The organism is Rhodohalobacter sp. 614A (genome assembly GCF_021462415.1).
Taxonomy (GTDB): domain Bacteria; phylum Bacteroidota; class Rhodothermia; order Balneolales; family Balneolaceae; genus Rhodohalobacter.
The window spans coordinates 591,927-616,656 of sequence record NZ_JAKEDS010000003.1; the positions used below are offsets into that span (position 1 = coordinate 591,927).

The 24,730-nt window shown below is 42.3% G+C and carries 24 protein-coding genes; 7 read left to right on the plus strand and 17 right to left on the minus strand.

Annotation, left to right across the window (positions count from 1 at the left end):
- Positions 1 to 56: 56 nt before the first annotated feature.
- The 5 genes from folD to L0B18_RS16425 form a co-directional block, all read right to left on the minus strand.
- Entirely contained in the window at positions 57 to 950 is an 894-nt protein-coding gene (folD, locus tag L0B18_RS16405) for a bifunctional methylenetetrahydrofolate dehydrogenase/methenyltetrahydrofolate cyclohydrolase FolD (RefSeq protein ID WP_234572888.1), read from the minus strand.
- 64 nt (positions 951 to 1,014) lie between these two features.
- Entirely contained in the window at positions 1,015 to 1,377 is a 363-nt protein-coding gene (locus L0B18_RS16410; RefSeq protein WP_234572889.1) for a four helix bundle protein, read from the minus strand.
- A 49-nt stretch (positions 1,378 to 1,426) separates the two neighbouring features.
- Positions 1,427 to 2,797: a sigma-54-dependent transcriptional regulator gene (locus L0B18_RS16415; RefSeq protein ID WP_234572890.1), complete on the minus strand. Its 1,371-nt coding sequence runs from the start codon at positions 2,795 to 2,797 to the stop codon at positions 1,427 to 1,429.
- Positions 2,797 to 4,224 carry a D-alanyl-D-alanine carboxypeptidase/D-alanyl-D-alanine endopeptidase gene (gene dacB / locus L0B18_RS16420; protein ID WP_234572891.1) on the minus strand — a complete coding sequence of 476 codons (1,428 nt, stop codon included), beginning with the start codon at positions 4,222 to 4,224 and terminating at the stop codon, positions 2,797 to 2,799. The genes L0B18_RS16415 and dacB overlap by 1 nt, the downstream gene beginning before the upstream one ends.
- 91 nt (positions 4,225 to 4,315) lie before the next feature.
- On the minus strand, positions 4,316 to 4,786 hold the full coding sequence (locus L0B18_RS16425; protein WP_234572892.1) for a PTS sugar transporter subunit IIA: 471 nt from the start codon (positions 4,784 to 4,786) through the stop codon (positions 4,316 to 4,318).
- A 180-nt stretch (positions 4,787 to 4,966) separates the two neighbouring features.
- On the opposite strand from L0B18_RS16425, the gene L0B18_RS16430 reads away from it, so the two are divergent.
- The 6 genes from L0B18_RS16430 to L0B18_RS16455 are packed head-to-tail and all read left to right on the plus strand — an operon-like array spanning position 4,967 to position 10,696.
- Positions 4,967 to 5,629, plus strand: coding sequence for a heme exporter protein CcmB (locus tag L0B18_RS16430; protein ID WP_234572893.1), 663 nt, complete (start codon positions 4,967 to 4,969; stop codon positions 5,627 to 5,629).
- Entirely contained in the window at positions 5,630 to 6,832 is a 1,203-nt protein-coding gene (locus L0B18_RS16435; protein WP_234572894.1) for a DNA polymerase III subunit, read from the plus strand.
- Positions 6,833 to 6,834: 2 nt separating this feature from the next.
- Positions 6,835 to 7,662 (plus strand): diaminopimelate epimerase, encoded by an 828-nt coding sequence (gene dapF / locus L0B18_RS16440; RefSeq protein ID WP_234572895.1) that lies wholly within the window; start codon positions 6,835 to 6,837, stop codon positions 7,660 to 7,662.
- 4 nt (positions 7,663 to 7,666) lie between these two features.
- Positions 7,667 to 8,971: a type IX secretion system plug protein domain-containing protein gene (locus L0B18_RS16445; RefSeq protein ID WP_234572896.1), complete on the plus strand. Its 1,305-nt coding sequence runs from the start codon at positions 7,667 to 7,669 to the stop codon at positions 8,969 to 8,971.
- A 6-nt stretch (positions 8,972 to 8,977) separates the two neighbouring features.
- Positions 8,978 to 10,183 carry a hypothetical protein gene (locus L0B18_RS16450; protein WP_234572897.1) on the plus strand — a complete coding sequence of 402 codons (1,206 nt, stop codon included), beginning with the start codon at positions 8,978 to 8,980 and terminating at the stop codon, positions 10,181 to 10,183.
- Positions 10,184 to 10,210: 27 nt separating this feature from the next.
- Positions 10,211 to 10,696: a hypothetical protein gene (locus L0B18_RS16455; protein WP_234572898.1), complete on the plus strand. Its 486-nt coding sequence runs from the start codon at positions 10,211 to 10,213 to the stop codon at positions 10,694 to 10,696.
- 32 nt (positions 10,697 to 10,728) lie between these two features.
- Here the strand turns inward: L0B18_RS16455 and L0B18_RS16460 are convergent, their stop codons facing one another.
- Together L0B18_RS16460 and L0B18_RS16465 are read right to left on the minus strand one after the other, a co-directional pair.
- On the minus strand, positions 10,729 to 11,940 hold the full coding sequence (locus L0B18_RS16460; RefSeq protein WP_234572899.1) for a PmoA family protein: 1,212 nt from the start codon (positions 11,938 to 11,940) through the stop codon (positions 10,729 to 10,731).
- Between the two features lie 132 nt (positions 11,941 to 12,072).
- Positions 12,073 to 12,828: an SDR family NAD(P)-dependent oxidoreductase gene (locus L0B18_RS16465; RefSeq protein WP_234572900.1), complete on the minus strand. Its 756-nt coding sequence runs from the start codon at positions 12,826 to 12,828 to the stop codon at positions 12,073 to 12,075.
- 226 nt (positions 12,829 to 13,054) lie between these two features.
- Between L0B18_RS16465 and L0B18_RS16470 the strand changes: the two genes are divergently transcribed.
- Entirely contained in the window at positions 13,055 to 14,272 is a 1,218-nt protein-coding gene (locus L0B18_RS16470; RefSeq protein ID WP_234572901.1) for an erythromycin esterase family protein, read from the plus strand.
- 72 nt (positions 14,273 to 14,344) lie between these two features.
- Here the strand turns inward: L0B18_RS16470 and L0B18_RS16475 are convergent, their stop codons facing one another.
- The 10 genes from L0B18_RS16475 to L0B18_RS16520 form a co-directional block, all read right to left on the minus strand.
- Positions 14,345 to 14,854 carry a DUF2480 family protein gene (locus tag L0B18_RS16475; RefSeq protein ID WP_234572902.1) on the minus strand — a complete coding sequence of 170 codons (510 nt, stop codon included), beginning with the start codon at positions 14,852 to 14,854 and terminating at the stop codon, positions 14,345 to 14,347.
- A 148-nt stretch (positions 14,855 to 15,002) separates the two neighbouring features.
- Entirely contained in the window at positions 15,003 to 15,338 is a 336-nt protein-coding gene (locus tag L0B18_RS16480; protein ID WP_234572903.1) for a HesB/IscA family protein, read from the minus strand.
- 43 nt (positions 15,339 to 15,381) lie between these two features.
- The gene (locus L0B18_RS16485; protein WP_234572904.1) at positions 15,382 to 15,933 is read right to left on the minus strand and encodes a NifU family protein; all 552 of its coding nucleotides are present in this window, start codon (positions 15,931 to 15,933) and stop codon (positions 15,382 to 15,384) included.
- A 12-nt stretch (positions 15,934 to 15,945) separates the two neighbouring features.
- A complete protein-coding gene (locus L0B18_RS16490) occupies positions 15,946 to 17,190 on the minus strand; it encodes an aminotransferase class V-fold PLP-dependent enzyme (protein WP_234572905.1) in 1,245 nt (414 codons plus the stop codon).
- Between the two features lie 30 nt (positions 17,191 to 17,220).
- Complete coding sequence (sufD, locus tag L0B18_RS16495; RefSeq protein WP_234572906.1) at positions 17,221 to 18,552, minus strand: Fe-S cluster assembly protein SufD; 1,332 nt, start codon at positions 18,550 to 18,552, stop codon at positions 17,221 to 17,223.
- A complete protein-coding gene (gene sufC / locus L0B18_RS16500) occupies positions 18,552 to 19,325 on the minus strand; it encodes a Fe-S cluster assembly ATPase SufC (RefSeq protein ID WP_234572907.1) in 774 nt (257 codons plus the stop codon). Before sufC ends, sufD begins: the two co-directional genes overlap by 1 nt.
- 70 nt (positions 19,326 to 19,395) lie before the next feature.
- A complete protein-coding gene (gene sufB / locus L0B18_RS16505; RefSeq protein WP_234572908.1) occupies positions 19,396 to 20,838 on the minus strand; it encodes a Fe-S cluster assembly protein SufB in 1,443 nt (480 codons plus the stop codon).
- Positions 20,839 to 21,101: 263 nt separating this feature from the next.
- Complete coding sequence (locus L0B18_RS16510) at positions 21,102 to 22,088, minus strand: phosphotransacetylase (RefSeq protein WP_234572909.1); 987 nt, start codon at positions 22,086 to 22,088, stop codon at positions 21,102 to 21,104.
- A 45-nt stretch (positions 22,089 to 22,133) separates the two neighbouring features.
- Positions 22,134 to 22,994 carry an EamA family transporter gene (locus tag L0B18_RS16515; RefSeq protein WP_234572910.1) on the minus strand — a complete coding sequence of 287 codons (861 nt, stop codon included), beginning with the start codon at positions 22,992 to 22,994 and terminating at the stop codon, positions 22,134 to 22,136.
- Positions 22,994 to 24,730 (minus strand): SH3 domain-containing protein, encoded by a 1,737-nt coding sequence (locus L0B18_RS16520; RefSeq protein ID WP_234572911.1) that lies wholly within the window; start codon positions 24,728 to 24,730, stop codon positions 22,994 to 22,996. Before L0B18_RS16520 ends, L0B18_RS16515 begins: the two co-directional genes overlap by 1 nt.

Consider the following 24,730-nt stretch of genomic DNA (forward strand, 5'->3'; position numbering starts at 1 on the left):
TAGATTTTTAATCTTTTTGAGCGGTGATACACGAACTCTCTCACCTTAAATCAACATCATTCATCCGGATAGATTGATTTTTTAGCAGCTAATAACGTGTTTTTCATCAGCATGGCCACCGTCATTGGCCCAACGCCACCGGGAACCGGTGTTATCCAGCTCGCTTTCTTTTTGATGTTTTCGAAATCACAATCTCCAACCAGTTTATAGCCTTTTTCAGTCGTTTCATCCGCAACACGATTGATGCCGACATCAATCACAACCGCCCCTTCTTTTACCATTTCAGCCTTGATAAATTCCGGCTGACCGGCAGCTACAACAAGAATATCCGCTGAAATTGTATGACTGGTCAAATCCCGTGTATACTTGTGGCAAATGGTTGTTGTGGCTTTGCCGGATGAATTTTCACGCGAAAGCATGATTGCCATGGGAGATCCCACAATATTGCTCGCACCAACCACAACAGCATGCTTGCTCTTTACCGGGATGCTGTAGTATTTGAACAACTCAAAAATTCCCGCAGGTGTGCATGACCGAAATGTTGGCTGGTCCACAGTCAGGCGCCCCACATTCATCGGATGAAACCCATCGACGTCTTTTCTATGATCAATGCTTTCAATCACATCATGTGAGGAAAGGTGCGAAGGCAGCGGTAACTGAACCAAAAGTCCGTCAATCGAGTCATCTTCATTGAAGGAACGGATGGTTGTTTTTAACTCCTTTGCAGAAACGGTATCTGGCAGATGTTCGGTGTCGGTTTCAATGCCAACTTTTTTACACGCCCGGGTTTTAGCACCGATATACGTAGTGGATGCCGGATCTGTGCCCACCTGTACGACCTTTAAAAAAGGCCGGCGATTTCCCGCGTTCACCCAGTTCTCCACATCCTCTTTAATGATGGACATGGTAATATCTGCAACTTTTCTACCGTCTATAATTTTAGCTGACATTTAAATAAGTACTTGAAGTTTGAAATTTGGAGTGCCGAAAGTTAAGCTTTCTCGAATAACTTTTTCATTCTCGGAGTTTCTTTCCAATAGATGTAAAAAGAGCTAATAATTCATTTATTTCATTTTTTAGAAATTCAATTTCATCTGCAGAAACCCATTTTTGATGCTCGATTAATAAAAGCCCGTATTCAGTTTCACTAGCTTCAGATTCACAGATTTTTATTTTATGTCTGAAATCATCGGCTTTACTTCTGGCTCTATTTGCCTCGCGATAATTTGCCCCCACGCTGGTAGCCGATTTAGTTAGCTGGTTCCTAATGGCCCTGCCTTCGGGAGTATTTGGTAATTTTGATGAGAGACGAATAACAAGTATGGAAAAATCCATAGTTCGTTTCTCTAAATTTTTTCCAAATTCCTTGTTATCCATTGAAACAACTTTCGTTCACTCCAAACTTTAGTCACTCTCAACTCAATCACTACCGTTCTATATCGTATTTCTTCATTTTGTTATAAATGTGGCTCCGCTGAATATTGATGGCATCGGCGGTGGCGGATACATTCCAGTCATATTTTTCGAGCTTTCTAAGCAGGAATAATCGTTCGGCTTCTTCTTTGTATTCATGGAAACTGTCCGTCTGGTCAAGCAAATCATTCAGCACATTCGAAGGTTTTTTCTTCTGAACCACCAGTTGTTCCACATCTTCAGCTGTAATCTCATCTTCGATAGAAAGAAGAGCCAAACGCTCCACTACATTCTGAAGCTCCCGAATATTACCTGACCACGGCTGTTTTTCCAGCATTTCGAGCGCACCATCTGAAAGAGATTTCCCTGAAAATATAATTTCACGCTCCGAAAGCTGCTGCAAGAACCATTTCGCGAGAATCGTAATATCGTCCTTTCGCTCACGAAGTGGCGGGAGATGAATCGGAATTACATTCAGTCGATGGAAGAGATCTTCCCGAAAATCTCCTTCTTCAATCAGTTCATGCAAATCCTGATTGGTTGCAGACAATACGCGTACATCCACATCAATTCGTTCTGTACCGCCAACCCGTGTGATCTGATTTTCCTGGAGAGCACGAAGTACTTTTGCCTGGGCATCGAAGCTCATATCGCCAATTTCATCCAGGAAAAGTGTTCCACCGTTGGCCTGTTCAAACTTTCCGATTCGCCGCGATGATGCACCGGTAAACGCACCTTTCTCATGACCAAAAAGTTCACTTTCCAATAATTCTGAAGGAATGGCTGCACAGTTCACATCCACAAATTTTTTGGATGCCCGTGTACTTTTCTCATGGATGGCCCGTGCTACCAGTTCCTTTCCCGTTCCATTCTCGCCGGTAATGAGCACCCGGCTGTTGCTCGGAGCCACCTTTTCAATCATCTTCTTAATCTTTTGAATGGCCGGGCTTTTACCGATAATATCCGTACTTCCGTGAAGCTGTTTGCGAATCTGTTTATTCTCACGAATCAGTTCGCTGCTTTGAAGTGCATTGCGGATACTGGTCAGAAGGCGGTTCAAATCCGGGGGTTTTTCAAGAAAATCAAAGGCCCCGTTTTTTGTAGCTTCAACCGCTATTTTAATAGTTCCGTGACCGGAGATCATAATGACAGGCAGCTCGGGTTTGATCTCTTTGATTTTGCCGAGAACTTCAACGCCATCCATACCTTTCATCTTGATGTCCAGCATCACCAGGTCAATTTTCTCTTTCCTGATGGCTTCAAGCGCTTTCTCCCCGTTTTCTGCCTCAAGAGTAGCATAATCCTCAAATTCGAGAATCTCCTTCAGGGCATTTCGGATGCTCTGTTCGTCATCTGTAATCAGTATGGTTGTTTTGGAACTCATTAATATTCAGAATAAAGATATTCGAGAATTCGCTGGTGAATCAAATCTACATGAGAGGTTCTGGCGGTGTAGTTATTTGTAAAGATCGATACGATCAGCTCCTGCCCGGAATTTGTATCCAGATACCCGGAGAGGGCTCTTACCCCTGAAACGAATCCCGTTTTGCCATAAAAATTGCCGTGAACCGTACTGTTTCTGAACCGGTGGCTCAACGTTCCGTTCACTCCTCCAACAGAAAGAGATTCATATAGGTACGAAAAATAGTCTTTCTCTTTCACCTTTAAAAGGTATTGGTTAAAATCCTCCGCCTTTAAAAGTGTAGCCGGAGCCATTCCGGAAGCATCGCGGAGGCTGACCAATGTTGTATCAAATCCCATTTCACGCATATAATCTTTGAGCATTTGAAGACCGAGTTCTGTAGAACCCTGAACTCCGTATACTTCCGCCACCGTTTTTTTCAGAAACATTTCGGTGTAGAAGTTATCGCTCTCCCGGTTCATCCATTGAATGAGTTTATGCAACGGCTCAGACCTGTGATCATCCAGCAGAGCCATCCCGGATTGATCCAAATAATAGTTCTTGTCGATGAAAATTTGCCCTGTAACTTCGATCCCGCTTCTTTCAAGATATCGTTGAAATGTATCCATAAAATAATAAGCCGGTTCCAGTACGGATAACGGCTCGGTTTCATAATATCCTTGCGGCAGTGTACTTCGAAGAATGATGACATTCGTTCCCAAAACGCGCCGGTACGATTCATCATACTCAGTTCCCCGCGGTGTGATTTGTTGCTCATTCACAAATTCAACATAAGGTGTGTTGAATGGAAACCACTGGATATCAGGAATGGAGCCAACCGGTCCGTCGGCAATTACCTCAAGATCCACTACATTGGAGTTAAAAGAGAGCGCACTGATTTCGGGTGCATAATAAAATGACAAATCACTCCACTCCCACCCTTCCGGATACGGAACGTCATCAAACAAGCCATCATATCCTACCAAATTTCCATTTATTTTTTTGATTCCTTTTCGCTTCAGGATTTCAGTCCATTTTTCAAAAAGAAAGAGCGGATCATCTTCATAAAACGTTCCGTCGATAGAGGGATCACCGGAACCTTCCACAACAAGATCTCCCGTCCAGATACTGTCTGACTGCATTCCATGTCCGTAGAGTTTTGTTGAAAAACGAAATTCAGGTCCCAGGATATCGAGATAGGCTCCCGAGCTTATCAACTTGAGATTGGAAGCCGGACGGATGATTTTATCCGCGTTATAACTTTCTATCACTTTACCGCTGCCATCCCTTACCTGGACAGCCCAAAGGGCGTTTGATGCTCGGCTGGTTGTAATCAGGTTCAGAATAGTATCGGAAACCTGCGTTTGGGAATGACCGGAGGAAACGCCTAAAAAGAGAATCCCTATCAAACAAATGAAAGGGATTTTAAAATTTCTGTTGGTTTTGATATTTAACATGAAACGGTACACGGCAATAGTGAAAAGACTATCAAAAAAGCGTTCAGGAACCGAAATATTTTACTTCCTCGTCATGAAAAGCCTTGTATATCTCTTCGGCATTTTGGCATTCAGAAAGTGTTTCTCTGAAAGTTGTGCTGTTCATTAACCGGGAAATCCGGCTTAAAAGTTTGATATGCAACCTGTTTTCTCCGGCCGGACCTACCAATAAAAAAGCCATTTTTACAGGTTTTCCATCAATAGAATCATATTCAATAGGATCTTTCAAGACTGCGAAGCTTCCATAATTTTCCTCGATGGAAGCTACCTTCCCGTGAGGAATGGCGAGATTTTTTCCCACCCCGGTAGACATGATTTCTTCTCTTTCAAAAACGGCGTCCCGAATGTCTTTCAATTGATTTTCGTTTACCTTTTTCTTCAACACATCAACCATCTTGTGAAGAAGCTCTTCTTTATTTTGAACCTGTAGATTTGCAAGAATGGTGGACTGATTAATGAGTGAGTAGATGTTCATAAAATTCGTTCAAATCACAATTTTCAATTAGCAATAAAATTCATGCCGTTCCTCATGTACTCAAAGGTAAGAATCAAAAATGTTAAATACTGATTTCTATTTGGCATAGATAACATTGTATTTCCGTTTTTTGAGGCTTCCATTTTTAGTACTTTCCAACATAACTTTTTAGCCGTTTTGATGATTCAAGCTGCAGCCGCCATATTAAAAAAAGAGATCACCCAGGAATTGCGCACCAAGTATGCGCTCAACACCATTCTTGCATTTACAGGTGCCACTTTGCTGTTGATTTTGTTCACGCTCCGGGCGCATCAAATGGACCCGACTCCCAAAAGCGGTCTTGTTTGGATTATCATTTTATTCGCATCCATGACGGGAATGACGCGCTCTTTTGTGCAGGAAGCGGAAAAAAAAACATGGGCTTTTTTACAGCTTCATGCAAATGCAACTGAAGTTTATCTTGGCAAACTGATCTACAACTTCCTGTTTTTGCTGTTGCTGCACGTTTTTACCTTTTTCTTCTATTTGATTATGATGGACATGGCCATCCAGAGCCATCTCTATTTTATGAGTGCCATCATTTTTGGTGCGGCATCGCTGGCCTCCGTAACCACGCTCACTTCTGCAATGATTGCCCAGGCCGACCGGAAAGGCGCGCTTTTTTCTGTTCTTTGCATTCCGCTTGTTGTTCCTCTTCTCCTTATCTTAACCCGTGTTACACGTTTTGCGTTGATTGAAGGAGCCGCAAGCGGAGCTCTGAATGATCTGGCTGCTTTGGTTGGGTATTGCGGAGTTACAATTACAGCGGGTATTTTACTTTTTGATTACATCTGGAATGATTAGATGAAAATTTTTAACGAACATATTTCCTTTGGTGACCGGCGGCTTGTTGGGCAGGAGAAGGCAAAAAATCAGATTGAACGAATTTTATTGTCCGATCGACTGGCACACTCCTACCTGATTACCGGTCCCAACGGTTCGGGAAAAACGGCTTTTGCGCTTGCACTGGCCGAGGTTGTAAATGGTGTCAATCACTTAACGGATTTGAAAGACCTCGCACTCTCACGAAAATCGAGCTGGTTTACTCATCCAGATATTCATGTTTTTATTCCCCTGCCCTCAACTATGGGAAATGATGAGCTTCAGTCGAGACTGGAATTGCTTGCCAAAGATCCCTACGAAATTGTGGATTTCACACTCAGGCCGGCCCTGAATGATGCTGATTCCTCAAAAAACCGCCGTGCATTTTATTCGATTGATTATTATCACGAAGAAATTCGTCCTAAATCCGTATACAAACCAAATGAAGGCCGGCGGACGGTTATTGTACTCACAAATGTGGATACAATGCGTAAAGAGACCGCCAACGCATTTTTAAAACTGCTGGAAGAACCCTCCGGAAATATCCTTTTTATTTTAACGGCAACGCAGCCCGATCAACTGCTTCCGACCATCATTTCGCGATGCCAGCAAATTCGGCTGCATCCTTTAGCAAAAGATGAAGTGGCTGACGGCCTCATTAAATATGATCAGGTAAAACCGGATGATGCCGAACTGCTGGCCAGGCTTTCGGGTGGCAATTACTCAACCTGCCGTTTCCTGGAAATTGAGACACTTCAGCAAATCAGAAATGAGTCGGTGGAATTTCTGCGGTATTCTTATACACAAAGCGTTCCGGAGTTGTTAAACCTGATTAATGACTGGAATAAAAACCTGAACAAAGAAAATCAGATTGCACTTTGTAATACGCTGGAACAGTTACTTCGGGACATTACCGTCTTCCGGGAAACACAAAATGAGAACCTGATTACAAATATTGATCAGCTGGATGTGATCGAAAAATTCTGTTCGGCTATGACGGACGCACGGCTCGAAGATATGATTGACCATATCCAACAGGTGAAAGGATTACTTTATCAAAATGTGCAGTTTAAATATATCGGTGTTGCACTTTCGCTGCGCTTCTTCTATTTGATGCGCGGCATGGACCCGGCAATCGATAAAAACAGCAAGTGGAAACACCTGCCGGCTTTAATTGAATATTAATCATGAACGGTTCAACCATACATTTTACGAAAATGCAGGGAGCAGGAAACGATTTCATCCTGTTCGACAACCGTGCTTTAAAGATGAGCGAGGACGAGCTTGCTAATCTTGCTCCTTCCATCTGCAACCGGAAATTCGGAGTTGGAGCTGACGGGGTTATTGCTCTTCAATTTGATGAAACCAAAAAAGCCGACCTGGTGATGCTCTATAAAAATCCCGATGGCAGCGATGCGGGAATGTGCGGCAATGGCGCGCGGTGTTTTTCGGCTTTTGCGGAAACCCTCGGATCGCCAAAAAATTTCACATTCCGGGTTCATGACAAAGTGTATAAAGCCAAAGTAAAAAAGCAGTCGGTTATCATCGAATTTCCGCTGGAAACGGCCGTTCAGGAAATTACGGTTGCCAAAGAGGCGTTGCTGAATGTGTACACAAATACTGAACATGTGGTATGTCCCATTCAACAGCATGAGCTGGAAAATGAACAGGCTCTGACCAATCACGGACGGTTTTTCCGAAATCATCCCGATTTTCAACCCATTGGAACCAACGTGAATTTTATTTCCGGAACGGATGATCATCACCTGAGCCTTCAAACGTATGAACGCGGCGTAGAAAATCTGACGTTGGCCTGCGGAACCGGTGCGATTGCTTCAGCTCTTGCATGGCATCATTTACAGCAGGCGAATAGCGGAGATTTTTTATATGATGTGAAAGTAAAAGGCGGCACTCTTCTGGTTCATTTTACGTTCAACAAAGAGAGCGATACATATTCAAATATCAAACTGGAAGGTCCTGCTGCATTTGTTTTTGAAGGTCAGTACTTTGTTTAACATAATGGCACCCAATACTATAGCCAGGTCGCTTTCTATACTCATCTGTACTGTTCTCAGTTTAAGTTTTGTCGGATGCGGATCATTGAGTACTTCCGTAAACCAGCCTGTTTCTCAACCCGAAAATCTTTTCAATATTGCCCCTCAGATTATTGCTGGTGATTCTATTCGGTCGATACAGTTTCATCGTGTGGGAAACCCGTCTTCAGCTCCCATTTTAAACCTGTGTGAAAACAATCAACTGCAACTTCAATTTGAGAATCTTTCCATTGATTCAAAATCTTACAGGGTTTCCCTGAGTCACCACAACCCTGACTGGAGTCGCTCAGGTCTGCCACCAGAACGGTTTATGGAAGGATTTCAAACACTTCCGATCAATGACATGGAAGTCAGCCGAAACAATCGGCCGAGATATCGCCAATACACGTTTACGTTCCCGACGGAGCAGTTTCAGATCACCAAAAGTGGGAATTACCTGTTAAAAGTTGAAGATTCCGATACCGGTTACCTGATACTGTCGCTGCCTTTTTTTGTCTCGGAAAATGCCGGAGCGCTGACCTCATCGGTTGAAGAGATTTCAGTTCCGCGACAAAACCTTCGCCGGATGCATCGGCCGGTCAGCCAATATTCACTGCCCGATTTTGTGGAACAGCCACAATTCGATCTGGAATTCTATTTTGCCCAAAACCGGTTTTGGGGACGAGCCCGTCAGGCCGATGAACTCGATTTCTCTGCACCCGATCATGTCCAGTTTGAGGTAAGCCAGCGTGAAGCATTTATCGGCGATTATGAATTTAATTTTTTGGCATTAAACGAGCTTTCTCAAACTGACAATAATGTTATGGAGGCATATCCCGCAGAGGTACCTCCAAGGCTTATTCTTCGTGATGATGCGGAAGGGTTTACGTCGTCGCAAAGGATCAATCCGGCGAGAGTTGGGCCATTCGGAGAACCCGACATGAATTTGAATGCCGGTTATGCAAACGTTGTTTTCCGGTTTGATTTGGAATCTCCTCCCGATTCAACCACTGCTGTGCATTTGCTTGGAGATTTTAACAATTGGTCGGTCAGTAGTAATAACCAGTTGATGTATGATCAACAAACGGATCGATGGACGGCCAACGCCATCATCAAAAAAGGAAATTACAAATATAAATATGTATGGGTCGATAATGAGGAAATTCAGGACCTCTATCTCGATGATCAGTTTGTAAACAACCGCCAGCAATATCATGCGTTTGTTTACATGCGGGATTCGGCCGAATTTTATTATCGTTTGTTACAGGTTCAGACATTTTTTTCAGAGTAGAAGATTATGAGATTATTGAAATTTTTTGGCGCTTTTTTGGTGACGACACTCATTCTATTTGCATTCGTCTTTGGGCTTAACTGGAATGCTTTCACCACTTTCATTGAAAACCGTGAAGGTATGGCAGAAGGAAGTGAATGGGTTTCCAAAACGGGTTCACTACAAGGTTTATCCGAATTTATGGGAGAAAAACCGGAAAATTCATCTCTTGCCAGCATTGTCATCGTGGACCAGGATTCCGCGATCTACTATCAGCAAAACATTCCGAGAGTAATGGGAACCACGGCCAATTTTTTTATTCTGCTGGCTTATGCATCAAAATTCGATTCTGGTGAAATCAACCCTGATCAAACCATTCAATGGCCTGAAGTTTCGCGTTATCAATTGCCCGAAGTGGAGGAATCGATTCATAATGAAGCACTTCATGTTGCAGATGAACGGGGGTGGATCGACAACGAATCCATTTCCTACATGCATGCACTTGAGCTTCTGGCACAGTACGGGGATTTGGCGCTCGCCGATTATTTATGGTGGCAATTGGATCCAAATATCTGGGCTGAACTGCAGGATACACTTACCCTCTCCTCCACAGAAATGCCTTTGCCATATTCAGGTTTGTACCAGGCTATTTCTCCCGGTTTGACGGAAAAACCAAATTCTGAAATCGTCAACAATTGGCAAGGTAAAAGTTCAGATGAATGGCGAAATCATGTGATTGATTTATCCCGGACATATTTGAATGATGCGGATTTTCGGGAGCAGGTTCAGGATTATATGGATGATGACAGATTGGGCAATACGTTTATGGAAGAACGCGATGCTATGATTCTCTTCCCAAAAACTACTGCGGGAGAGATGTCCGGTCTTCTCAAAAAAATGGTTCGGGATTCCTTAATCAATGAAAATATCAGCCGAACGATGAGGGACTTCATGGATTGGCCGATGGATAACCAACCGCAAATTGAGCAAGATTTCACCGAATACGGCGCAATTTATGATAACAGAATGGGGCTGATGAACGGAATCGATTTTGGCATATCGGCTTATACCGGCGATACCACGGTGCAGGCTTTCTACCTTGATCAGCTACCGGTCGGCTTCTGGTTTCATGCGTCTGGCAGCCAGATGCATCAGGATTTTATGCAACGCATGATTTATGATCCTGCCATGATTGAGCAGATGCATTCGGTTGTTGAAAAGCAAAATAATTAATTTGATGTTCCTTTAAGAAAATTACTTATGAATAAATACTATTTCACTTTCCTGGTCTGGCTGTTGCCGGCTTACTTCATTTTTCAATGTGGATACCAGATCTATACCTATGTTGGTATTGTCTCAACCTACAATGACGGAACAAGTTATGTGGCAAAAGTCACTGATTTTGACGTGAAACAAATTGCCGCCCAAACCAATGGTTATGTGGTGTTAGAATTTAATACTTCTGATGGAGAAACGATTGAGCGCCAGCTCTCTTTGCCGGTTCAGTTTGCCCAGGTAATTATGGACTCTGAAGTGATTCCCATTCGCTATAAAGAAGATTCCGGCAAAACGATTGTGATGATGCCTGTTTTTGAGCTTCAGAAAAAAGTGATCCGGGTAAACATTGCCGTTACAACAATAGGATTAATCGCAACACTGATTCTTTCATTTTTTGCTTCCAGATACGCACTGAGAAAATTAAAAACAGGTGATGAAAAGCTGGAAATTGAACGAATTGACGAGTAATGGATTTCCCTCTGGAGAGGGGAATTACTACTCTACTCCACCTTCACCGTTACGCCCGGCGGATATGCATAATCATTCCATATTCGGTTTAACTCATCCGGATTGGGCTCGCCATCGTATGTAACATACCGGTATCGAACTACATAGGGAGATCCCGGTTCGATTCGCATTTCCCCAAGCTGCATGGGGGCATAGACAAAATATGGTTCGTCCGGATGAATTCGAACGGGTTGTGGAAACCGAAAATTTTCCGGGTGATCCATCGCCGTAATTCCAGCTAATTCTCCATCACTCCACCCGCCAATATGCGTCCATTTTGGCCGGGTGGTATTTCCGTCTCTTCCCAATCCATCTGAGGTTAGAAAAGTCACGTTCTCAGGATCATCCCACTCTCTATTCCCCCGAAATCCAACACCTCCATAATGATATTCCGGCAAGATAAGCGGCTTACCAGTATTCACGCTTTGAGTCACAACAAGATCAAAAACCTGGTACCTCTCATCCTCTGGTGATTTATAAAGATAAACCTGCCATTCCTCATTCAAAGCAATTACCGGTTCAGGAGCAGAAAGGTCTGTAAAAAAATGTCTGGCTTTAAATCCAGCATGAACCGGCCCCTCCCAGGAAGCTTGCAATGAATCTGCCTGATCTACCCTTCCTGAATTGCTGTGGATATTCCAAAAATCCGGGGTTCGACCCTCGAATTCAGTCTTTGTCCAGGCCGACCAAATCCCTGAATGATGTGGATGTTGAGGATTGAGATGAGTTGTTAAAAGAACACCTTTGGGAGAGTATACAGGATGAATATATCCGCCGCGTTTGTATCGTTCATCTAACTCTTCCGGCGGATTATTGTCTCCGTGATAGTATGAAAGAATTTCTTGTTCACCTGATGAAAAGGTGATTTGAGTTGAATCAACCGCTTTGGAAACCGCATTTTCTGCAGAAGTTGGAACTCCGTTAAATGTATAAACTCGTGATGTACCGGCATCCAATTCATCAAGAATGAACCATCCTCTGTTCGCATTATTCACCTGAAGTATAGCAGATTGACCGGAAGGGCTTATCAATTCGTAAGATCCGGATTCTACCCGATTAGGAAAGTAAAAGGAAACGATGGTTTCCGAACGGTCAAAAGTCCCCGCAGAGACGTGAATTTCATATTGATGCTGCGCACTACAAATTGAAGGGTTCGCCATCACAAGAATGGTAAAAAAATTAAACAGAAGAGAAATTTTTTGCATGATTACGGATCGTTTTGTCATCAGATGAGGGAACGTCTAAACAGGTAGAATTAAAACTGCTCACTCATCAGGTAACTTTGAGAGATTTTGAATGGTGGGATTAGTATATCCCAAATCCCCAAATCTCACAAATCAAATCATATAAGAACCACCATTGATGTGAAATGTCTGGCCGGACATATGCGGAACATCTCCTTTGGAAAGGAATGCAACGAGATTGGCAACCTCTTTAGGGTCGGTAATTTCATCAAATGCCGAGCCTTGGGTGAGATATTCTTCTCCGTAAACTGAAACAGCTTCCAAGGCCATATCGGTGTCGATAAAACCGGGTGCAATGGAATAGGCGCTGATTCCCATTTTGCTAAAATTACGGGCGATGCTTTTTGTAAAAGCAACCATTCCGGCTTTGGATGCTGCATAAGCTGCAAATTCCTGGGTATCACCGCGATAGGCCGCCCGGGAAGCGATATTGATGAGCACTCCTTTTGATTGATGATCTGTATGAATATTTACAAACCACTTGCTCAATAACGCTGTTGAACGAAGATTGACATCCAATGTTCGATCCCAAACCTCAAGCCATTTTTTATCATCATCTGAGAAATCCATATCTACTGAAATTCCTGCGTTATTAATAAGAACATCTATTCCGCCTGATTTTGAAAAAAGCGGCTTTAGCTGAAATTCAATATCGTTCTTACTCCCTAAATCAACGTGAATTCCATTAAAATTTTTATGGGATGAGAGTTCGTTTGGGAACTCCGATTTTCTTGCGGTACCCGTAACTCTAAATCCTTCTTTGAGCAGTTTCTTTGCAATCTCTAACCCAATTCCTCTTGATGCTCCGGTTACAATGGCGTGTTTTTGAGGAGTATTATTCTTTGTCATCAAAGGAAGTTATCTGGCTTGAAGTTCATTCAGGTAAGTTTAATAGGGCATTATAATACAACTCTTTAGCGTTAGGATATGTTCGTATTTTGATATTAATTCCGCTTAATTCATATTACTCTGATTATTTTAAGAGTAACATGAACAAAACTTACGTACGAAGCAAGGATAACATGAATAGTGTTGGTGATATGCCAATGTTGGCAAACATTTAAAAAAAAACTGAATGAACAAAATCTTAACTTTTTTAATTGCTCTAACTTTTTGCTCTTGTAATGCTCAAACCGATTTCAATTCAACAATTGAATTTACTTCAGATTTAGAGAAGTTTGAAAACCTGTCAAAGTTGAAAGAATCCTTCAAAGGTGTGGAAATAATAGCAATTGGAGAAAATACGCACGGATTAGGAGAAGTATATAAAGCCAAAGCAGAATTGATTAAGTTCTTATATCAAGAATTAGGATTTGATTTAGTTCTTTTTGAATCAGGATTTGGTGATGCCGCATTAGCTTGGGAGCAAATGGACTCACTATCATCAAAAGAATATACGAACATTTTTAGCTCTAACTTTTACTACAATTCAGAAGAAATAGAAAATCTTGTAAGTTATGTGAAATCACAAAATGGAACATTAAAAATCCAAGGTTTTGATTGCCAACCACAACAAAATTATCTGATAAAACGAATGACTGAAATTGTTGAACCTTTGGATTCCATATTTGCTAAATCTGTTTCATTAGAAATGAGAAGTTTTAATAATCTTTATCAATATGAAAATGACAAAGACACATTAGCATTTATCAATCAACGAGACAGATTTATTGACTTCTTGGACAATTACAGCACATTTTTAAGTGAAAAAACAAACGAATTACTTAATTCGGGAGTTACAGAAAATGAAATAAGTGCTATAAAAAAATCGAATAAAATTTTTATTCAAACATATTCAAGAATCAATATCGGAGAAATAATGAGTTGGCCATTAGCGGATAACATAAGAGATAACTCAATGTTTAACACCGTTAAATCTTTCAAAGAAGAAAATCCTAAATCAAAAATTATTATTTGGGCTCAAAACAGCCATATTGAAAATAAAACAAAGCCGAATTACAATGTAGATTGGATGGGACATCATCTTAAAAAAGCCTTTGGCGATAAGTACTATTCAATTGGAACAGTTGTTTATAGTGGTAAAAACCTGAACTACAACGGAACGTTTGATTTTGAGCATAAAGACAGTACGTTTCTAGCTTATCATCTTAACAAATTTCAAAAAGAAAAATATATTTTGGACTTAAGAAAACATAACAAAAATGATTTTACCAAGAAGTTGCTATTAGGAATGGAAAATAATGGAAATACAGCTGACTTCATTGCAAAAGATAGATTTGATGGTCTACTTTTTATTAATTACAGCGATATACCAAAGTTAATTCAAAAATAATAAAAACGATTTGCCAACAATGGCTATGAGTAGTTACGTGCTAAACCACGCAACTACTCATAGCCGATACCGTTACTCTCTCTTCTTTCGATAAATCGGCACATTGGAGCAAGCTTCTCCGTACATCAACTTCTTTACAAGAGGAAGCAATTTTTTGGTAGCGTACATGTACACATCGGCGGGCACATCTATTTTACTGCATCCTTTCAGAAGTACAAACCGGTCTTCATATTTGGTCCAGTCAGTTTGGTCGATCTTTTGCCTGAAAATTTGGCTCATGGCTTCCTGCTTGTTTCCAAAAAGAACATCCATGGAGTGAGCCGCCGCATGCTGAACGACCAGCATATAAGCCCATTTCGGAATAATGGCATCCGTTGAGCAGGTTACTGCCAGATAAGATCCCTCATACTGCTCCCAATTATGAGCTTCCATTTTTTCGCGGTACTCAGACTCTTTTAAAATCAATTCCTGGAAAAGAAAATCTTTCAAGTCCAGTTCAAAGATCTGAACACCGGCTGCAAACTTTTCAAGATCAACCGTTTCAAGTTTGGATTGCTGAATTTTATTTACAATTTCTGACATGTGAGTAGTATTGAGTAGCGAGTACTGAGTATTGAGATTCTTTTCAGGAATTAGGAGAATTAAATGGTTGAGTAAATGCGGTTGATGTGTTTGTCTTTCTATCAATAAACCGTCTCACTACTCGATACTCAATACTTGCTACTAATGATTAAAGAGAAAACGATTCTCCGCACGAGCAACTTCTGGATGCATTGGGATTGTGGAAATGGAATCCCTTGCCGGTGAGGCCCTCAGAATAATCGAGCCTTGTGCCGGCCAGATATAAGAAACTTCGTGTATCTACCACAATCTTGATCCCGTGATCTTCAAAGGTTTTATCACCATCTGATAATTGATCGGTTGCATCGAAATCAAGATCGTAGGTAAGCCCGGAACAACCACCACTCACTACAGAAACACGAAGAGGTGTATCCGCAGCAAGATGTTGCTCATCCCGAATTCTTTCTATGCGTTTTGCCGCTGTATCACTAATGGTTATCGACATAATTGAGATTGCCTCAAATGTTTAGCCAACTATATATCTCGAATTAAACTGAAATCACCTGAATTTCCGGATCAATTCGTTTTACCATGCTTTCGATGGCATATAACGTTCCGGAGGTGGCTGTGGGACATGTTCCACAAGCACCCTGGTAGTGAACCTTAAGACGATTGCCGTCAAGTCCTAAAATCTTCAGGCCACCGCCATCAGCCAGCAAATAAGGGCGTACCTGCTCATCCAGAAGCTTGTTGATTTCAATCAGGCGCGGATCATCCGATTCCTGAACTTCTTTGGTAGCATGCACTTCGTCATCTTCCTCAATGTTTTCCTGCGCTTTTGCCTGCCGGATTGGCGGGGCAAGTTTCCTCAACAATTCAGACCAAACTGCATTTCCATCCTGAGTAACTGTTACGTAGCGGTCTACATAATACAAGTTAATCACGTGATCGATCTTAAACAGCGCGGTGGCAAGTTCATCTCCATCTGCTTCCGTACGGTTTTCGAAGGACCGGGTAACGCCGTTTGTAAGAGGCTCTGCAAGTACAAACCGCATGGCGTCGGGGTTTGGCGTACGTTCTATTTCTTTAATCTTTGGCATTGTTCTAATGGTTTATTCAAAAAATGTTTTCGCGTATTCAATTCCGTCTACAAGCCTGTCGATATCGTCTTTGGTGTTATAAAACGAAAGTGATGCCCGTGTTGTTGCCGGTACTCCAAATCGCCTTAACACGGGTTGAGCACAATGATGGCCGGTTCTGACGGCAATTCCTCTTTTATCAAGAATCATTCCGAGATCGGATGCGTGTATATCGTCAAACACAAAGGATACTACGGAAGCCCGATTGGCAGAATTTCCAACCAGTTTCAATCCATCAATCTTTGTAACCCGTTCAACCGCATAATTTACAAGTTCGTGCTCGCGGGTTTCTATTTGATCCATCCCTATATCATTGAGATAATCGAGAGCGGCGCTGAAACCAACGGCAGCGGAAATGGGCGGTGTTCCGGCTTCAAACCGAAAGGGCACCACATTAAATGTTGTTTCCTCGAAACTCACTTTGTCAATCATATCTCCGCCCCCGCGATAAGGAGGCATGGCATCGAGTAATTTCTTTTTGCCGTAAAGAATTCCAAATCCTGTGGGACCGCACATTTTGTGAGCAGAAAACGCATAAAAATCAGCGTCAATATCCTGCACATCTACCGCCTGATGCGGAACAGCCTGAGCTCCATCTACCACTAAAACGGCTCCATTTTCATGAGCAATTTCGCCAATTTTTTTGATTGGATTCATCGTCCCCAAAGCATTGGATACATGAACCACGGATACAATCTTTGTCGAAGAAGTAATCAGATCTTTATAAGCCTCCAGATCTAATTCACCGGAATCGGTAACCGGAATTACTTTGATGATGGCACCTGTTTTTTTGGCGATCATCTGCCACGGGACAATATTCGCGTGGTGTTCCATCTCGGTGAGGATGATCTCATCTCCTTTCGACAGATTTTCCAAACCGTAACTGTTGGCAACCAGATTCAGTGAATCGGTAGTGCCCGTGGTATAGATCACTTCATACTCATGATCGGCATGAATGAGCTCCTGTACTTTTGTACGTGCTTCTTCATAAGCATCCGTCGCTTTTTGACTGAGCGTATGAATGCCACGATGTACATTTGCATGCTCATGCCGGTGATAATGATCCATCCGGTCGGCCACCTGTTTGGGCATCTGGCTGGACGCCGCATTGTCGAGATAAACCAATGGTTGTCCATTCACCGTTTGATTCAGAACAGAGAAATCTTTCCTGATCTTATCAAAATCTACTGCCGGTATGTCTTTTACTGCCTGGGGCATTTATTCTTTTCCTGTTTTAGGAATTTCTTTTCAAGAGGTTACTTGCTCTTTCTCTTCGCTATTCGCTTTTGTGTATCGGTAAACTTCGTCAATCAGAAGTTTGTGAACCGAATCCACTTTTACATTCTCAATCGTTTCGAGCGCAAAAGCATACGTCAGAACTTCTTTGGCTTTTTCTTCTGTCATTCCACGGCTTTGGAGATAAAAAACCTCTTCGGGATCTAACTGACCCACAGTTGCACCATGAGAGCAAAGAACGTCATCCGCAAAAATCTCCAACTGCGGTTTTGCATTTACCAGTCCATCCAAAGAAAGCAGAAGGTTTCTGTTTTCCTGGAAAGAGTCGATTTTCTGAGCGTCACGCCGAACAAAAATTTTCCCGTTAAAAATGCTGTGTGCTTTTCCGTTCACCACAACTTTGTGCAATTGATGGCTTTCAGCGTGTGAAAATCTGTGATCCATCACCGAATGAGTATCTGCAATCTGTTCGCCGTCAATCAGCACAAGTCCATCTACAGTAAAATCAACTTCTTCATCTTCCTGGATAACCCTCGGTTCATTTCTTGAAAGTTTTGCACCGAGAGTAATCGTATAAGAATGATATTCAGAATTCTTTTCAACGTAGGTAATGGGCCGGGCAACATGCACTGCTTCCCTGCTATCCCGCTGTATACGAACGTGATGGATGTGAGCGCCTTGTTTAACTTTTACTTCACTAACAGGAATCGTCATATATGTATTTTCAGAAAGGCCGATGTGATCTTCGATAATGGTCACATCAGATTCTTCTTCCGCCACAACCAGCATTCGCGGTGTTGCCACATATGGATTCTTTGCATCTGTGTAAATATTTAAAACCTGGATGGGCGCTTCTGCTTTTGCACCTTTTTCAAGGTGGATATAAGCTCCGTCTTCGAACATCACGCCATTGTACGGCACAAAGACATCCCCATCGTAATTCACCAGTTTATCAAGGTATTCCCGGACAACTTCTTCATCAGAATGATCCGAAAGATTTCCCACGGTAACACCTTTGCCCAATCCACCGATAGAGGAATATTTCTCATGAAATTTTCCATTTATAAATACCAACCGGCTTCGGTCAGATTCAGGGATAAAATATTTCTCAATATCAATGGCGGGTAGCGTGCCGGCTTCATTCATACGAACGAAATTGGTTCGGGTGATTGGCCGGAGATCGGTAAACCGCCACTCTTCAATTTTTTTGTGGGGAAACCCGGTTTCATTGAGCCTGGCCGAATTCTTTTCATGGAGTTCTTTCCATTTTGTCTGGCCATTTTCGGGGGCTACCTCCGCAAGCTGGTGTAAAATAGATGGTTCTACTTTTGATGGTAGTGCCATTACTTAACCTCTCCGTTTACAGTTGCATGAGCTTCCAGCCAGTCATATCCCTGTTCTTCAAGTGTGAGGGCGAGATCTTTGTCACCAGACTTAACGATCTTTCCGCCGATCATCACATGCACGTAATCAGGCACAATGTAATTCAGTAATCGCTGATAGTGTGTAATGAGTACAACGGCATCATCATCGCCGTGAAGTTTGTTAATTCCGTTTGAGACTACCTTCAAAGCATCGATATCAAGGCCGGAATCGGTTTCATCGAGCAGTGCAAGTGATGGTTCGAGAACCGCCATCTGGAATATCTCATTTCGTTTTTTCTCACCGCCGGAAAATCCTGTATTGACACTTCGCTCAAGGAAATCGGGTCTCATTTCAACGAGATCAAGTTTCTCGCGAATGTAATCGTCAAATTCGAGGGGATCCAATTCTTCTCGTCCCCGTGACGCAGCAATGGTATTGTAAGACTCCCGCAAGAGAGTTGTATTGGTTACACCCGGTACTTCCACTGGATATTGGAACGCAAGAAATACTCCTGCATGAGCTCGTTCATCTGGGTCGAGTTCGAGAATGCTTTCGCCGTTAAACAGAATATCGCCTTCCGTAACTTCGTACTCGGGGTGACCCGCAATTACTTTGGCAAGGGTACTTTTCCCGCTTCCATTCGGGCCCATTATGGCATGGATTTCTCCTTTTCCAATATTGAGGTTAACTCCTTTGAGGATTTCAGTTCCGTCTTCCTCAACTTCTGCATGAAGATTCTTTAGTTCTAACACGTTAAATTAATTATCTGGTTTTATTTTTATTTTATATCGTTTAACTCTCAATTTTTCTGAGAGTAAAAGTTTATCCAACACTTCCTTCAAGTTTGATGCCAAGCAGCTTATTGGCTTCAACGGCAAATTCCATCGGCAATTCTTTCAGTACCTCTTTACAGAATCCGTTTACGATCAGAGAGATGGCATCATCCTCGCTGATTCCACGTTGTTGCAGGTAAAAAATCTGATCTTCACCCACCCGTGAAGTTGTAGCTTCGTGCTCAACTTTTGCCGTCGGGTTTGAAGATTCAATGTACGGGAATGTGTGAGCGCCACACGTTTGTCCAATCAGCATAGAATCACACTGAGAATAATTCCGTGCATTCTGTGCTTTTTTACTGATCTTCACCTCGCCACGGTAACTATTATTGGACCGTCCGGCAGAAATACCTTTCGAAATAATGGTACTCTTCGTGTTTTTGCCAATGTGAATCATCTTGGTTCCGGTATCAGCCTGCTGTTTTTTACTGGTTACAGCAACGGAGAAAAATTCTCCGACTGAATTATCACCCTGTAAGATGACGCTCGGGTATTTAAGAGTTACGGCCGAACCGGTTTCGAGCTGAGTCCAGGAAATTTTTGAATTGTCTCCCCGGCATGCACCTCGCTTGGTAACAAAATTGTAGATACCTCCTCTTCCTTCTTCATCACCGGAATACCAGTTCTGAATGGTTGAGTATTTGATTTCAGCGTTGTCCAAAGCAACCAGTTCAACAACGGCTGCGTGAAGCTGATGTTCATCATACATCGGGGCCGTACAGCCTTCCAAATAGCTTACATGGCTGTTCTCTTCGGCGATGATGAGCGTGCGTTCAAACTGACCCGAATTCATATTGTTGATCCGGAAATAAGTGGACAATTCCATCGGGCAGATCGTATCCTTCGGCACAAAACAGAATGATCCATCTGAAAATACCGCTGAGTTCAACGCCGCATAAAAATTATCGCGGGCAGGTACCACAGAACCCATATATTTTTTCACCAGTTCAGGATATTCCTGGATTGCTTCAGAAATGGAGCAGAAAATCACTCCTGCTTCAGCCAGCTTTTCTTTAAAGGATGTAAAGATTGAGACACTATCAAAAACCGCATCCACAGCCACACCCGAAAGCATTTTTTGTTCTTCGAGCGGAATTCCGAGCTTCTCGTATGTTTCCCGGATATTCGGATCTACTTCATCAAGGCTGTTGAGTTTCGGTTTCTTTTTGGGAGCAGAATAGTATTGAAGCTTGTCGAATTTGGGTTTCTCATAGGTGGCGTTGAACCAGTCCGGTTCTTCCATTTCTTTCCAGCCACGATACGCCTTCAACCGAAATTCGGTCATCCACTCAGGCTCATTTTTCTTTTCAGAAATTAAACGAATAATATCTTCATTCAGGCCAGTGGGGAAATCTTCATATTCAACTTCTGTGGTGAATCCATATTTGTACTCTTCGCCAATCATGGATTCGAGAGCTTTTGTCTCACTCATAAAATCTTATATCTCAAATTTTAAACTTCTCATTCTAAGGTAGAACACCTGAAAACCGATTGCAGTTCACAGGTTTGCTAAAAACGCCTTGTTATACTTATCTGGAATCAGTCAATATAAGCAAAATCGTTTCTGCAATAAAGCTTTATCGATCAATCTTAATTTAAAGAGTACCCTGCCTTAAATGCCAATTGAAAGACGTTATAGACATGATAGAGTTCCTATGATAAGAGGAGTTTTTTCTCTGATTTGAGATCGCCAATTTAAGTTGTGCTTAACACCACTCCAACGGAAGCAGCATTGATGATATCCTCAACCGAACAACCTCTTGAGAGATCAAGGTATGGCTTTTCGAGTCCCTGAAGAATGGGCCCCGTTGCTACAGCCCCGGCTAAACGTTCGGTGATTTTGTAGGCAATATTTCCCGCATCAAGATTAGGAAAAATAAAAACGTTTGCATTTCCTTCCAATGGAGAATCAGGAGCTTTCCGGTTGGCCACTTTGGGTACAAATGCAGCATCGAACTGGAGTTCCCCGTCCATTTTCCAGCTACTGTTCTGCTTGCGGGCAGTTTTATAAGCTTCTTTCACAATATCAACCCGTTCATGGCTGGCACTGCCTTTGGTTGAAAATGACAGGAATGCAATACTCGGTTCGTCTCCGGTCAGCAGCTGATGAGTTTTTCCAGAGTCCAGCGCGATGGAAGCCAACTGAACAGGCGTGGGATATGGAACGACGCCACAATCCGCGTAAGTAAAAACTCGTCCGTCGGGCATTTCCATCAAAAAAGTACTTGAAACGATGGATGAATCTTTCGCCACTCCAACCGTTCTGAGAGCTCCCCGAATAACATCGGCTGTAGAAGCCACGGAACCGGCCACAACGGCATCAGCTTTTCCCTTTTCCAACAGCCACCCGGCTGTGTACAATGGATCGTTACATAACGAATTAATTTGGTCGGCCGTCGGATTTTTGTGAGCGAGCTGCGCTTCAAAAAAACTGTATTTCTCTTGTTTGAATTCAGGAACGTTAACCGGCAAAATTGTGATTTCATCAGGAATTACCACATTATGCTCTTTGGCAAGTTCATGGATATTTTGCTTATCACCAATCAGAATGGGAGTGGCAATGCCGTTCTCTTCCAAAATATTTGCTGCCCGAATCACACGGATATCGCGTTCGGCTTCAGGTAAAATAACCCGCTTGCCAAGTTCTCTCGCTTTCGACCGAATTGTTGAAATAATACTCATTTTTTGCTGTTATGGTACCGCTTAAATATTAAGATGACATGTAGTTCAAAAGAGTAACAAAATGGAAATAATGGTCAGAAGAATTCCGGTCCACTGTAATTTTGTGAATCGATCCTTCCAGAACACCACACCAACCAGAGTTCCGCCAAGAACCGTTAACACATTTACAGCACTAAAAACGATCGCCCCGTTCATTCTCTCCAGGGCTTCAATCAAAAAAGTGGCTGCCAGTAAATTCGGGATTCCGACACATGCGCCAATCAGAAATTCTTTCTTTGTGAAATTCCATTCTCGTTTGATAATCACCGTGGAAATTCCAATCAGAAAAGCAGTAAAAAAGACAATGCCCATGAACTCCCCTTTTGAGAGAAGTTCCGAAAACTCGCGTTCATAAACTTTCAGGGAAGCATCCCCAATTCCGGTCATGATGAATAATACCGGGAGCATCCAGCCGGAACTTGTATTCCTATCAAACAGGGATTCCTTGTTCGGCAAAAGCAGGTAGAGAACAACGAACACGAGTATCAACCCAATCCATTGAACCCATGTTAACAGTTCGAGATACCACAACGTGGAAAGCAATACCGGGATGATCAGTGAAACTCTCATTGCCGCAACACTGATTCCCAACCCATTCTGATCCACCGATTTACTGTAAACAAAAAAATTGTAGATGAAGATAATCCCAACAAATACTGCCAAAAACATCGGGAAAATTAAATCTGACGAAAATGTATGAGTTCTCTCCTGGCGCTCATAAATCAGAAATGCTGTTGGAAACGCAATCAGATAATTAACTGTAATGACCCTAAGCGTGCTTAATTTTTGTTGCTCTGTTACTTTAAAAAAATGAGCAATCAGGATAGACGACAGGACGCATAGAATAATGTAAATCCACCCGACCATTATTCTGAAAGGTCGATCGTAAAATTACCAAAAGCTTGTATTTCCTGCGGACGATCATGCAATCGCCGGGCTGTGTAGTCTACATTATTTTCGAGATGCCGGACAATTTGTGAAATCTCTGTATTTCTTCTTTTTAAAGCATCTGCCAAATAGTAATTGAAAATGTGGTGGCGTTTATTTTCCGTTCCGCTGCTAATAAAAAGCGATGAATGCTGTCCCGGACGATTACTGAAAATAATGGCTGAATTCGGAATTCTTCTCAACAGGCTGTTTGAGAATTTTTGCAATGCAGTTTGTGCATTGCGGCTATTATTCTGATTGTTTGCACCATTGACAGTACCAAATTCCAGATCAGCGAACAGAACGGCTGAAGATGGATTGATTCGTTCGAATAATTCCCGTACTGTCGTTTCGAGTTGTGAATCATGATTGAGGGCATTGTTTTGATCCAGGTAAATGTTGCTGGAATCATCAATAAAAGCGGAACCGGAAAGATAAACGATCAGCGTTCCGGTAGAATCCATTGGGGAAACTGTGGACAAACTGTCTTGCCAGTTTCCGGTTGAATCGATCTGAATTTCATGAATTTGATCTGGATTCATTTGCAGAGCATATCTCATATAAAACCGAAACAGATCATGATCACGTGCCAGGTATTGGCGCGGCTCCGAAGAACTTGTAAAACCATTTGTGAGAATTACAGCTCTGTCATTCGGATTATTTTGGCGAAGAACGGGTACGGAATTTTCGACATCAATCTCACCAAAAGGTATTTCGGCAAACTCGAAGATATCCGGTGAGCCTGATTCTGTTTCCGACATCCATTCTATTTCACCGGCACTTTGCGAAACAAATACCTCTGAACCTCCAAACCGAACGCGGTACCAATCTTCAGAATAAACCTCAATTAATTCTAATGAACTTCCATTTCCCACTTCTGTAACCACATTTAATTCGCTCACTGTGGGAGCATTTCGAATAATGGCAACGGGCCTGGTGATGGTTACAAATGGCGCAAGAAAATCTGTAACCGGAACGGTTTGAGACGTTTGAAATCCATTGTAAGCGAGTTTTACTTCAATGGATGAATTGGAATCGATATCGTCATCAATATAATCGAGAAACGACACCAGGTTGATATCAAAGGTTCCATCAGAAATCACGATATCTGATTCAGAAAACACATTTTGGCCTTCATAATTAATCTCCAGGTTGATGTTTAAATCTTCATTAACCGAATCTGTTCTCAGCGTATCCGTTATAATTTCTGTACCGCTTCTCCGCTGCAGACGGGATTCACCTGTATGAATCGGCTCGCCGACCGGCTCCATATTTGTAAATGACAGGCCAGCAAGAATAGCTGCAGTAACATTAAATGCAATCTGCTGACCAACGGACAAGGAAGGGAGAATCAGGTCTGTATTTCCCGCAACAGCCGCAAAGGTGGCTCCGGTCAACCCAAGAATTAAAAATTTCCATTGAGGTTTATAATTTTGGACACTCCGCTCCACCCTCACTCTTCTTTCGTACTCCTTTTCAACCACTTTGTAAGTCGCAAAACTCATCACCGGATTCTCTACAGAAGGTTCGTCTTGCAGCAGCAAAATATGTTCTTCACTTAAAATGACGGGTTCTTTATCCAGGTTCACAGAGTTTTGATCCGTCACAACCCATCTGCTTGAGGAGCAGGAGCTTGTAATCAACAAGCATGCTATGAGGATAAGAATCCGTTTCAT